The sequence below is a fragment of the Sulfuricurvum sp. genome (assembly GCF_036279695.1).
GTDB lineage: Bacteria > Campylobacterota > Campylobacteria > Campylobacterales > Sulfurimonadaceae > Sulfuricurvum.
This window is the reverse complement of sequence record NZ_DASUIQ010000052.1, coordinates 16,598-29,235: the sequence shown is the minus strand read 5'-3', so window position 1 is coordinate 29,235 and position 12,638 is coordinate 16,598. Positions and strand designations below refer to the sequence as shown.

Annotated in this window: 11 protein-coding genes; 2 read left to right on the top strand and 9 right to left on the bottom strand. The window is 46.2% G+C overall.

All coding sequences use genetic code 11. The features are described from left to right. The first annotated feature begins 1 nt into the window (after window position 1). Both VFW36_RS05260 and VFW36_RS05255 read left to right on the top strand, forming a co-directional pair. The gene (locus tag VFW36_RS05260; protein ID WP_329657764.1) at window positions 2–496 is read left to right on the top strand and encodes a hypothetical protein; all 495 of its coding nucleotides are present in this window, start codon (window positions 2–4) and stop codon (window positions 494–496) included. A 24-nt stretch (window positions 497–520) separates the two neighbouring features. Next, on the top strand, window positions 521–2,329 hold the full coding sequence (locus VFW36_RS05255) for a diguanylate cyclase (protein WP_329657763.1): 1,809 nt from the start codon (window positions 521–523) through the stop codon (window positions 2,327–2,329). Window positions 2,330–2,336: 7 nt separating this feature from the next. On the opposite strand, the gene VFW36_RS05250 is transcribed toward VFW36_RS05255, so the two are convergent. The 9 genes from VFW36_RS05250 to VFW36_RS05210 all read right to left on the bottom strand — a co-directional run bounded on the left by VFW36_RS05250 (window position 2,337) and on the right by VFW36_RS05210 (window position 12,438). Beyond that, window positions 2,337–3,017 carry a response regulator transcription factor gene (locus VFW36_RS05250; RefSeq protein ID WP_329657762.1) on the bottom strand — a complete coding sequence of 227 codons (681 nt, stop codon included), beginning with the start codon at window positions 3,015–3,017 and terminating at the stop codon, window positions 2,337–2,339. Further along, window positions 3,014–5,077 (bottom strand): cation:proton antiporter, encoded by a 2,064-nt coding sequence (locus VFW36_RS05245; protein ID WP_329657761.1) that lies wholly within the window; start codon window positions 5,075–5,077, stop codon window positions 3,014–3,016. Before VFW36_RS05245 ends, VFW36_RS05250 begins: the two co-directional genes overlap by 4 nt. 52 nt (window positions 5,078–5,129) lie before the next feature. Further along, window positions 5,130–5,813: a response regulator gene (locus VFW36_RS05240; RefSeq protein WP_329657760.1), complete on the bottom strand. Its 684-nt coding sequence runs from the start codon at window positions 5,811–5,813 to the stop codon at window positions 5,130–5,132. Beyond that, complete coding sequence (locus VFW36_RS05235; protein ID WP_329657759.1) at window positions 5,810–6,799, bottom strand: sensor histidine kinase; 990 nt, start codon at window positions 6,797–6,799, stop codon at window positions 5,810–5,812. The genes VFW36_RS05240 and VFW36_RS05235 overlap by 4 nt, the downstream gene beginning before the upstream one ends. A gap of 22 nt (window positions 6,800–6,821) precedes the next feature. Then, entirely contained in the window at window positions 6,822–8,642 is a 1,821-nt protein-coding gene (locus VFW36_RS05230; protein WP_329657758.1) for a KUP/HAK/KT family potassium transporter, read from the bottom strand. A gap of 107 nt (window positions 8,643–8,749) precedes the next feature. Next, a complete protein-coding gene (locus VFW36_RS05225) occupies window positions 8,750–9,256 on the bottom strand; it encodes a phosphatidylglycerophosphatase A (RefSeq protein ID WP_329657757.1) in 507 nt (168 codons plus the stop codon). A gap of 8 nt (window positions 9,257–9,264) precedes the next feature. Continuing rightward, window positions 9,265–10,455, bottom strand: a complete 1,191-nt coding sequence (locus VFW36_RS05220) for a sulfate adenylyltransferase (protein WP_329657756.1) — start codon at window positions 10,453–10,455, stop codon at window positions 9,265–9,267. Next, window positions 10,433–11,320, bottom strand: a complete 888-nt coding sequence (locus VFW36_RS05215) for a hypothetical protein (protein ID WP_329657755.1) — start codon at window positions 11,318–11,320, stop codon at window positions 10,433–10,435. The genes VFW36_RS05220 and VFW36_RS05215 overlap by 23 nt, the downstream gene beginning before the upstream one ends. Beyond that, complete coding sequence (locus tag VFW36_RS05210) at window positions 11,317–12,438, bottom strand: bifunctional 2-C-methyl-D-erythritol 4-phosphate cytidylyltransferase/2-C-methyl-D-erythritol 2,4-cyclodiphosphate synthase (RefSeq protein WP_329657754.1); 1,122 nt, start codon at window positions 12,436–12,438, stop codon at window positions 11,317–11,319. The genes VFW36_RS05215 and VFW36_RS05210 overlap by 4 nt, the downstream gene beginning before the upstream one ends. Window positions 12,439–12,638: the final 200 nt, after the last annotated feature.

Genomic DNA, 12,638 nt, shown 5'->3' with positions numbered 1-12,638 from the left:
AATGAAAGCAAATGATTTTAGCGATTTAAAGGCTGAATTTGATGCATTTGTACGGGAAAAATGCGACAGTGGAAGTTGTGAGACACCAACAGAAGAAAACGATCCAGATAACGAACCGGTTCCTAGTTTTGTTGATGAACTGTCCGATAAACTGCTCGCTCCGTATCACAGCGGTGTCTATTTTTCACGTCTGGATATTAAACGGGTAGCCGAGGCAATCGACGAATCGATTCCGATCAAAGAGCGTAAAAAAATGATCAAAGCGCTCTTTCGTCATACGACCTCCAAAGCGTATTTACGCTCGGCATTTGATGAGTTCAATCGTCACTTCGGCGGACGTATTTTGATCTATCAGGAACTTTCCGAAGCATTCCCATCATCCAAGGTCTTTTTTGACGAGAATATCGATAAAATTAAAAAAACGCAAAAAATGCTTGATCAGATTGTTATGGATTTCGAAGAGATCGAACCGACTGATGAACCGATGATGATCTAAACGTTTTATGAATATAGAGATGATATGAATATCAAATTTCGTGCACAGCTGATTATCGCTTTTATTGTTATTATCGTATCGGCAACACTCACTTTTTACCATTTTTCACAAGAAAAAAGGTATGTTAAAGAGCGGACGGAACGCTCGTCGCAAAACATTAAACACGCATTTGACGCGATTGTTGATGATACCGAGCATCTGTATCGCTTCCGTACCCTCGCTACCCTGAGTACTGCGGGTGTTATTGACGCGGTCAAAAAACAAGATACTCAAGCTCTCTATAAGGCTATATTACCCCGTTTCAACGCACTTAAAAATGAGAATCCTCATCTCATTATCATGCAATTTCATGCCCCCGATGGGCGCTCGATTTTGCGGGTTCATCTGAAAGATAAATTCGGAGACAATATCGCACAACAGCGTCCGATGCTTCGTAAAATTCATCAAGAGCACAGAATGATTAGCGGTTTCGAAGGGGGTCTTGGGGGGATTGCCTTTCGGGTCATCATGCCGATTTTTGATGAAGAACGTTATATCGGTGCGGTAGAGTACGGTGTTGATGTGGGCTATTTCGTCGATCGGATCAAACGGCTAAGCGGATCGGAGAGCATCGTGTTGATCCATAAAGGTTCCCTCGGTGCGGCGGATCGACAGCTCTATTCCGGCGGGATCGGACACTATTTTTATTCTACGGATTTAAAAGATAAAAAAGTTCTGATGGAACAATATGCATTTTTGAATGATCATTTAGAACCGCGCCGTATCGATATAGAGAGTAAAAGTTATGAGATTAATCCCCTCTTTTTAAAAGACAGCAAAAATCGGGATTTAGGGGTAATCATCGCTATTAATGACGTGAGCGGAGCCAGCCAGAACACGATGGATGCTTTGGTCGGCAGTGTCCTCGTTACGGTCGTTATGATGATACTTTTGTGGGGGCTGTTTGAGTATACCTTCAACGGATTGATCGGAAAAGTAGATTTACAGGAGCGGTACATTAATACCATTCTTGACTCTCAACAAAATATTGTCATTGTTACGGACGGTTTTGAAATCATTTTTGCCAATCGTTCTTTTTTCGACTATTTGGGCTTTGATACCCTAAAAGCATTCAAACGTGAACATGCGTGTATCTGTGAGTATTTTGAAGCGGATGAATCTGCTCAGTATTTGATGCCGATGATAGATGGGATGGTCTGGACGGAATATCTGCTGTTGAATGAGAGTCAAGAAAACCAAGCTAAAATGAGCGTTGATGGGAAGACATCGATTTTTACCGTGACCTCCAAAAAAATGGATTACAAAGGTAAGATTCGCCATGTTGTGGTATTTACCGATATTACTCGACTCAATGAATTGGCGACACAAGATGTTTTGACCGGAGTCGCTAACCGATTTCAGTTTGATAAAGCGTTGTCTCACTCTATTTCGTTAGCCCAACGATATGAACGAGGATTATCCATAATTCTCCTCGATATTGACCATTTTAAAAAGGTTAATGATATTTACGGACATTTGGTCGGTGATGATGTGTTGAAAAAATTTACACAGATTTTGATCAATGGAACTCGTAAAAGCGATATTGTCGCTCGCTGGGGTGGGGAAGAATTTGTGGTACTGCTTCCCGATACCGAGTTTTCATCGGCCATAAAGCTAGCTGAAATCTTGCGTCTAAAAGTTGCTGAGGGCGATTTTTCTCCGGTAGAGCGAGTGACGTGTTCGATCGGTATTACTCGCTGGAACGAGGGAGAAACACCCGATCAGCTCCTCAAACGGGTCGATAAAAAACTCTATGCGGCAAAAGATGGGGGACGAAATCGGGTGGTGAGCTGAAACGCTCTTAGCCGACAAACCGATACCCGATCCCTGTTTCAGTAATGATCCATTTTGGGCGTGCAGGATCGGTTTCGATCTTTTGGCGCAGTTGATTGATAAAAACACGCAGATAATGGGTCTCATGCTGATACCCGACTCCCCAGATCGCTTTAAGGAGCCATGCGTGGGTGAGGGCTTTCCCCTGATTTTCCATAAACACGCGGAGGAGTTTAAACTCTTTGGGTGTCAGTTTGACCAATTCATCCTCTATGCTCACAATTCGGTTGCTTATATCCATTCGCATATCTCCGACGGTTAATATCGGGGAGGTCGATTGTGAGGGAGGGACACGGCGTAAGTTGGCATTAATACGGGCGATTAACTCATCCGTATTGAATGGTTTGGTGACATAATCATCGGCTCCTGCATTGAGGGCGGCTATCTTATCCGAGTCATCATGAATCGCAGATACAACAATGACGGGGGTTTGTTCATCCTCTCTATAGCGCTCTAAAAACTTCACACCGCTCATGTCCGGCAACCCCAAATCGAGCAAAATCAAGTGAAAATGCTCATCGGCACCTTTTTTCAGTCCCTCTTTTGCCGTTGAAGCCCCCTCCGTCATAAACCCTGCAAAGGCTAACGTCATTGCCAATAATCGACGGATAGAGGCATCATCATCCACGATTAAAATGCGCGGTGTCATGACTCACTCCGCAGGATTACACGCACGCAAAATCGGTCATTTTCCAAGGAGATAACTAATACTCCTCCATGCACTTCAATGATGTTTTGTGACAGTCGCAATCCGATTCCTGAACCCGGTTTACCCTCAGAATTATCAAGTCTGCCGGGAGTATTTCCAAGTGTTGCTATCGTGTCGGCTGAGGGGAGGTTGCCATTATTGCAGATAAGTAAAGTGATTTCATTAAATGCGGAGGTGATCTCTACACTCACCTCCTCTCCGTATTTAAACGCGTTATCGAGTAGATTGCCGATGGCGAGATGAAGTAGGGCAATATCGGCGTTGAGCGGTGGAATATCGGGGCAAAATGAGAGTTTAGCCTGTCGTTTCCAGTCTCCCTCAGCTATGGAGAGTGCAGATGAGACGACATCATCCAATCGCAGTATTGTTTTGTTGAGAGGGGTTTTTCCCTCCCGAAAACGGGCATTGACGAGCAAATTATCGATCACTTTCTCCATACGGCGTGATCCCTCGACGATGGTTTGAACCATCTCCTCTTTATCTTTATCCGCGAGGGTGAATTGTGGATTGGCTAGATTGCCGGCGGCTCCCCGTATCAGGGTGAGCGGAGTACGCAGTTCGTGAGAGAGTAGATCGATCAAGCTTTTTTGCATCGTTTCGACGACTTTGTTCTCTTTGAATCCACGGGTGATGAGATTCAAAAACGGTCCCGTCATAATGGTTGTTGCCAGTGCCATAACCACAAACATCGTGAAAAGTTCCGTGGAGAGTATTCCCATCTCATATCCGATATTCAGAACTACCAGCTCCATGAGCCCGCGCGTGTTCATAAGTATCCCCAGAGCGAACGAATCCCGCCAGCTAAATCCCATGTATTTGGAAGCAAGGGCGCTACCGAAGAGTTTACCGAAGACGGCGATTACGATGATCCCTCCACATACGATCCATGCGTCTACACTATTAAGCAACCCGATCTCACTGCGTAATCCCGTTAGGGCGAAAAAGAGGGGCAATAATACCAAAAGGCTGACGTATTCCAAACGCGGTGCGATGAGCTCTTTGAGTCTCGATACTGCGGATGAGGGCATCATCGCTCCCGCCATAAATGCACCGAACAGTGCATGTACACCGATCGCTTCGGTGGCAAGAGAGGAGAGGAGTAGCAAGACGATAATAAACGACATCCCGTTCATACTAAGCCGTTCACTCTGTGCATGTCCGATTTTGGCTAAGAGAGGACGCACCACATAAAACATGGTAATGACATACACGGCAATAAAGATCAATAGCACGATGGATGAACTGAGTGAGCCTGAAATCGAGAAGGCGATAATCAGAGCTAAAATATACCAAGCCGTGATGTCATCGGCGGCGGCACAGGTGATTGCCATCGACCCATAGCGGGTATCACTGAGGTTTTTCTCTTTGATAATCCGAGCCAATACGGGAAATGCCGTGATACTCATTGCGATACCGATAAACAGGGCAAACGGGATAAAGGAGATGTTTTTGGGAGCGAAGATTGGATAGAGCCAATAGGCTAGCGCCACCCCCAAGAAAAATGGGAATATGATGCTGACATGGCTGATAAATACCGAAGCACTCGATTGTTTTTTGATTTTATCGAAATCGAGTTCCATCCCTACTACGAACATAAAAAAGATCAACCCGAGCTGACTGATGAGATGGAGGTTCCCGAGTGACTCTTTGGGAAAGAGGGTGATAAACATATCGGGAAACAATGCTCCCATGAGTGAGGGACCGAGGATGATCCCTGCCAAGATTTCCCCAACGACGGTGGGTTGAGCAACAAACGAGACCAGATAGCCAAAGAGTCGTGTGACGATCATGATAACGATAAACTGGATCAGCAACAAAGGGAGCGGATGGTGGAGCTGTTTGAGAAACGTATCGCTCAAGGTTGTCGGTATTGATGCCGTAGGAGCTATGATTTCAGAGAACAGAGGATTCTCTAAAAGTGATCCGTAGTGGAGGATGAGCGCAATGGCGATCCCGAAGAAAAGGATCAGTGCCACATAGATTAAAAGTGTCTTTTTCATCCGGAAAGTGTAGCGCAGATCGTGTCAGGAAAATATCAAGATGTGAATGAAATTAGCCCACAAAACGATACCCGATTCCTGTTTCGGTAATAATCCGTTTCGGACGGGTCGAATCTGTTTCGATCTTTTGGCGTAGTTGGTTGATAAAAACGCGTAGATAGTGGGTTTCGTTTTGATACCCGATTCCCCAGATCTCTTTGAGTAGCCATGCGTGAGTGAGTACCTTGCCGCTATTTTGCATCAAGATTTTGAGGAGGTCAAACTCTTTTGGGGTCAATTTTAACTCTTGATTATCCAACATCACGGTATGCGAGACGATGTCTAGGGAGAGATTATCGCTCAGAAGGGCGGAAGAAGAATCTCCGCCATGACTGCCGCTTCGACGAAGGGCCGCTTTGATACGAGCTAGTAGTTCTCCCGTACCGAAGGGTTTGGTAAGATAGTCATCACATCCCCCCTCTAGAGCCGCTATTTTTTCACTCTCATGAGAGCGTGCGGATAGGACGATCACGGGAGCTTGGCTCCATTCGCGAAATCGTGAGAGAAACTCTTTGCCGTCCATATCGGGTAATCCCAAATCGAGCAGTACCAAAGCGGGGGCATCGATCGCTGCACGATTAAGAGCCTCTTTGCCCGATGCGATTGCGATCGGATGATAGCCTGCCGCACTGAGTGATACTTCGAGCAGTTTACGAATAGCACTGTCATCATCGATGATTAAAATCGTCTCTTTCATCCATCACCTCGTAGTGGAAGTTGCATCGTTGCGCAAAATTGTACCCCGTCACTCATCGTACTCACGCTCCCGCCGTGCATTGCAGCGATTCGGTACGCTACATACAGTCCCAATCCGATCCCCGCAACGCCTTGAACATTGCTCAGTCTCGAAAAAGCTTTCCATGCCATAGAGGCTTCATGTGCAGGGGGGATAGAACCCGTATTGCAGATCCGAACTACTACTCCTTGAGGATCATGCTCTACTGAGACATTGACCGCATCACCATATTTAAAGGCATTTTCCAGCAGGTTAAAAAGTGCTTGCTCAATTAATACGGCATCCCCCTGAATGGATGCTATCTTCTCATGAATCGATAGCGTTGCGGGAAACGTATGTTCGGTTTTGGATAAGGCACTCCCTAAAAGTTCAGGTATATCGCACTCTTGCAGTTTGAGTTTTAAGACACCGCTTTGGAGTCGGGCGGTATCGAGGAGGTTGTCTATCAGCCGCCGCATCCGACTCGCTCCTTCGTCAATCGTACGGTATAGCTCTTTTTTTTGCTCCGTGTTTAAATCCAACTCTTCGGTGAGTAATCCTGAAGATGCCCCCATAATTGCGGCAAGCGGTGTCCGTAATTCATGAGATAACGATCCTAACAACGTCTCTTGGAGCCGTTCGGAGGTCTCCAGCTCTTTGGCAATAGAAGCACGTTCACTCAGCCACGAAACGATCTGTCCGACGGCAATCATTATGGCGAAACTGAAAACATAGCGAATATCATGTACGGTAAACGTAAACGTTGGAGGGATAAAAAAAAAGTTAAAGGAGAGTACCGAAGCAACCGAGACGATTAATGTATCTCTTCGCCCTAATCGCATTGCGGCATAGAGTATGGGGATGAGGTGAATCATCCCGATATTGACCAGTTGAAGCTCCTCACTAAAGAGTTTAGAGAGAAGGCTGAGCACGATCAAAAGTAAAAAGGGAGGGATAATCGGGTACATAGCTGAATTATACCATTCCTCGTTAAATCTCCGCTCGTCGGGCAACCCCGATCAGTTTCTCGTGAGGGAAATGGTAGAAGCTGACAAAATTAGGGGAGACATCTTTGATCAACGCAAAGATTTTCCAAAAAGGGTTATCTGAAACAATCTCTTCATCCCCGTAAAATATTGTTCTCTCATCGATATTGCGTTCGCGCAAAATCGCTTCGACGTTCAATGTTTCCATATATCCTGAACGAATACTGAGCAGATCAAGCCCTTCCCCAATAGGGGAGAGTTCGCTGATTACTCCGTGAGGTTCATAGGAGGGGTGAACCGTCACGATGATGTTGCGCTCATACATAATCCCGTTTTGAAACATCGTTTTCGAGATATAGGCGGGGATCGCATCGGCATTGCGAGCAAAAAAGAGCGCTGTCCCTTCGACATGAAACCCTTGCGCATAGCGTTTAAGATACTCGCTCAAGAAAAGTTCCTTATCAATCGGTACGAACGACGCATAGAGCCGTTTTTGCCCTTGGGTATAGAGTATTACGATAAAGAGGGGAACCGATGCGATAATGAGTGACCAATATCCGCCGTGCGGAATTTTGAGCCAACAAGAGATGAAGAACACTAGGCTCGTGAGCCCTGCGATAACGGAAACCGCCATTTTAAGATACTGACGTTTATACATGAAAATCATACTCATTAATATCCCCGTGATACTCATTGCCCCCGCAACCGAGAGACCGTATGCCGCCGCCAGTTTTCCCGATTCGCCGAAGATAAAGAGCATTGCGACAACGCAGATAAACAAAAACCAGTTGATCGAGCCGACATAGATTTGACTGCGCAGTTCATTGGAGGTATAGCTCACGTTAAAGTGAGGAAAAATACGGGTGGTCATCGCCTGATAGAGGACGGAGAAAATTCCGCTGATCATCGCCTGAGAAGCGATAATCGTTGCTATGACGGTTAAGAGGAGCATCGGAACGTATAAGCTCGGAACGAGCGAATGATAGAGTTCAAAGAACGGCGCTTTTGCCGCTTCGGGATGGGAGAGCAAAAAGGCTCCTTGACCGTAATAGGAGATGAGCAACGCTACCGAGGCGAACAACCACCCCTTGAGAATCGGCAGACGACCCAAATGCCCCATATCGGCATATAACGCTTCACCGCCCGTCGCACACAAGAGTACATCGGCTAACACTACAAAAGCGATATAAGGGTGTTGGATGATAAAATCGATTGCATAGAGCGGTGAGATTGCCTTTAACACTTCGGGAGATTGAAGGAGATAGTAACCGCCTCCCAGCGCAAGGGCAAAAAACCACACGACCATAATCGGACCGAATGCACTAGCGACCTTTTCGACCCCTTTTTTCTGAACGGCAAAGAGGGCAAACGCAATCCCTGCCGCGATGAGGAGCAATGTGATTTTTGGGGTATCTTCGTATCCGGGAATCAGTGCTATCCCCTCAACGGAACTCAAAATACTGATAGCGGGGGTGATAACCCCATCCCCGATTAACAACGATATACCGATAAAGCCCAATGCACCTACCAATGCGGTGATACGAGCACTTTTGAGATAAGGAAGGAGAATTTGTACAAGCACGACTGTGCCTCCCTCTCCACGCTTGGAAAGGCTGGTGGCTAACCATGCGTATTGGACAGTGACCAACATCAGCATTGTCCAAAATACCATCGATAATATTTGAAAGATAGTTTCGGTTGTCGGTTGAACCAATAATAAAATAACGGCGAAGGTGTAGATAGGGCTGGTTCCGATGTCGCCGTAGACAACTCCCAGCGATTTGATCACCATCATCTCATTTTTGATACGTTCTCGTAATGTCATAACGTCCCTTTAAAGTAGGATTTAAAGGGGTATTATAGGGGTTATAGTATCAGTGAAGTCTCAGGATATAGGCGAGATGTATCAAGAAAGTATAAAGAGCGGCGGCGTTAGCCGATCAATCCGCTTTTGAGGATGACTTGCCAAATGAGTGCGGCAGAGATTCCGGCGGCAAATCCGGCGATGATGTCATCACCCATAACCCCCAGACCCCCTTTGGTTTCGCGGTCGATACGGCCGATAATCGAGGGCTTTTTAATATCGTAAATGCGGAAAAAGATAAAACTAAGGACGATTTGAAGGGCGATTCCGTTATTCCACGTCATGAGGGTTGATAGATCAAATCCGACCCCCGGAGCGATGGAGAGGGCAAACCACATTCCGACGAGTTCATCGATAACGATACGGCTGTCATCGTGTTCGTTGACGATACGCTCATGTTTATCAATCGCTTTGATCGCAATCAGTGTGATGAGAATCGTGGCTAAAAAGAGGGTTTGCGGTCCGAAAAAGAGGAGTATCGCGATTCCCAAAGGGAGTGATGCGATCGTCCCCATCGTTCCCGGAGCTTTTGGAAAAAGCCCGCTGTAGCCGACGGTGATAAAAAACCAATTCATTGTGTCCCTTATGTCAAAGAAGTTGTTTGATAGAGGCGCATGAGTGCGACGTAAAAATCTTTTTCGGTGTGCTCTTCGAGCAATCCGGTGATCGGCATAATGTCGTAGTAGAGTTTAGATAGATTTTTAAACCGGTTCGGATAAAGCGAAGCAACGATCATAGCCGAAATCTCTTTGCGTACCAACACGGCCGGAGGCAATAGCCCTTGCTGCATCAACTCCAAAATCGATTCGGAATGGTATGAGATGTGGTGGTGGTGTCCGTGCGGGCAGGTTTGGATACTGACTAACGTTTTGCATTGGTTACAGTAGACGTACTCGCTTGCGATCCCCACTTCTATGTCGATTCCAATCAGGCGGTCAAGAATCGATTTATTGGCGTTATGATCGTAGTACATCCCGATACCGGCATGATTTTGTCCGATCATCAGACGATCGCAGCCGTAGTTTTTCGCTACGATGGCATCGAGGATCACCTCATTGCTTCCGGCAAAGATGTAACTGCTCTCCAGCGGGATAATAACAACGCGGTTTTGAGGGAGATAGTTCTCCACAAAAAATTCCAGCGTCTGATAACGCAGATCATAGTGCAGGTTGGCATTATTGTACGGTTTGAGTAAGAAAATTATGATGAGATCGGTTCTCTCCAAACTTTGGCGGATGAGCCGCTCATGGGCGCGATGGAGAGGATTCGCCGCCATAAACAAAGCGGTGATGTGTTGCGCTCCGATTTGCTCTTTGGCTTCGCTAATCATGGTTTTAAGGGACTCTACCGGAGTGAGATCGATAGTGTAGTCACCGCAAATAGCGAACTTTCCGAGCCGTTTGTAGGTTGCACTGACCCCCGGATGCGAGAGATCTTCGGTACCGTAGATTTGGCGGAGACGTTCACGCGGATCGATAGGGTAGACTTCATCGACGCAGAGCTCACCGACAATGACGTTATCGCAGATGAGGTCGAGTACTTCACCTTTGTGTGCCGTTGTCAGGATCGTTTCGTTGACTTTTCCGCTGGGGGAGAGGATGAGGGGGAAAGGGAAGGTTTTACCCATAAACATCCCGCTGCTGAGAACCTCTTTGCTTTGCGCCTCGTTCATCAATGCCGTTACGGGGCTGAGCATTCCGGCTTTGAGGAGGGTGAGGGCAGAGACGGCCTCTTGGTCGATGTAAAGAGATCTATTTTTTCTTGACGATGCCATATTTCTTTCTCTTTTCCCATAAGCTTTTGCGTGAAATACCCAATTTTTTAGAGAGTTCCGTATCAGGGAAACGGTTTTGGAAATGGATCATGATGTATTTGACATACTCTTCGATCGGCAAGATTTCCCCTTGATCAAACAGATGGCTTTCGCTCTCGATCTCGATCAGTTTGAACGGCGGATTATCGATCGGATCGGTACTGGATACGATACATTTTTTTCCGGTAATCAGCTCATAAAACGCTTTATGCTCCGATTTTTTGAGGTTTTGGAAATCGGTGATAAAGAGGATCGCATCATCGCTCTGTGTTGCGATGTCGCTAAACGCTTTCGCCGAAGCGAGCGAGATAAACTGCAATGTCTTATCTTTGTGGGCGGCGTAACGAAATGCAAAGGCATCCGCATATTTTTGATACCCGCTGCAAATAAAGAGGGGGAGCTCAACTTTATCCAAATCTTCGTCTACGTTAATCGAGTTAAAGGTGTGGGTAAGATAGCGTTCATAGGTTTGGTTTTGGCGGCGAAGGCGCTCATGATTTTGGAAGTGTTGGATTTTACGGATGAGTTCTTCAATCATGAACGGTTTGAGAATATAGTCTTTTGCTCCGGCGGCAAGAGGTTTGGATACCGTATCGTTGCTCACATAGCTGACCATCAAAATAACGACGGCATTCTTGTACGCTTCGATGACGGGGTAAATATCCTGTCCGCTGATATTGGTAGAGAGGAGGATTACGTCATAAGGCAATCCTCTCAGCCCCTCTTTTGTAGAGCTTGAAATATCGCAGTTATGGCTGAGGTCACTCAGCTTTGAAGCGATACTTTGCGCTAAGTAAATTTCATTTTCGATAATGAGTATATTCATCCGTTTTTCCAATCAAAATAGTGTACTGAGGCGGTTGCGATAACACCTAATCCTTCTTTGCGTCCGATAAATCCGAGATGCTCGGTGGTGGTCGCTTTGACATTGACCCGTGATGCAGGAATAAGCATGATTGATGCCAATGTTTGACGCATTGAGTCTTTGTAAGGGGCGATCTTCGGCTCTTGCGCGATAATAGTAACATCGGCATGGAGGATCACAAAGCCGAAATTGTGGAGCTTTTGAACACAACGCTCCAAGAGGAGTTTTGAGTCGATATTTTTATATGAGGCATCGGTATCGGGGAAAAGCATCCCGATGTCGCCCAAACACGCCGCGCCCAAAAGTGCATCGATGAGGGCATGGATGGCGACGTCACCGTCACTGTGGGCTTTGAAGCCAAACGGACTCTCTATCTCGACTCCGCCCAAAACCATCGGTTTCCCCTCTTCAAAGGGATGGACATCAAATCCGTTTCCGGTAAAAACGACATTTGCGGGTGCGCCTAAACATGCTAATGCCGCTGTATCTCCGGCGTGGGTTATTTTGGCGGCTTTCTCATCTCCAAGGACAAAACGGCGCGTTCCCCCGCACGCGACGACGGCACTGCTCTCATCGGTGTATTCGACATCACTCTCTAGCGCACGGCGTAATACATCGCTGCGGGAGAGCTGAGGCGTTTGTATCCGTTTGACGTGCTCACGGGTGATTGTTTCATTGTGATACACCACCGTATCGTGAACATCCAATGCGGGGACGATGGTATCGGCGGATCCTTTTTGTTCCAGCAAACGTACGATCAAATCGGGATCGACACAGGCACGAGCAATGTCGCTTACCATTACGTACGGGGTTTTAACCTCTTTGAGGGCATTTTTGAGCGATTGCTGTCGGGTCGCTCCTCCCGAAACCACGCTAAAATCACATAGCGGAGTCATAAAAGGGATTTCATCGGCATGGGCGACAAGGATAACGGTGACATCGGGAAGGGAAGATTTGATACGGTTTGTAACATAAAACCATAAAGGATCATGACCAATACGGAGCCATTGTTTTTTTACAGGGACTTTAAAACGCTCTGAGTTACCTGCGGCAAGCAAAACTAGGGTCAAATCAGACAAAATGTATCCTATTTTGAAAACTGTTACGAAATTATACACTTAAAAAGCTTTTTTTTATCTTGTTTGCGATAAATTATAGAATATATCAAGGGGAAAGCGGGTGAGTATTCCTAAATCCTCTTGAAATTTTTAATCTACATTAAAAGAGAGTCTACCCTTTTAGGGGGTCTTATTTATAAGTCCAATTAAGCTTTTGAAAT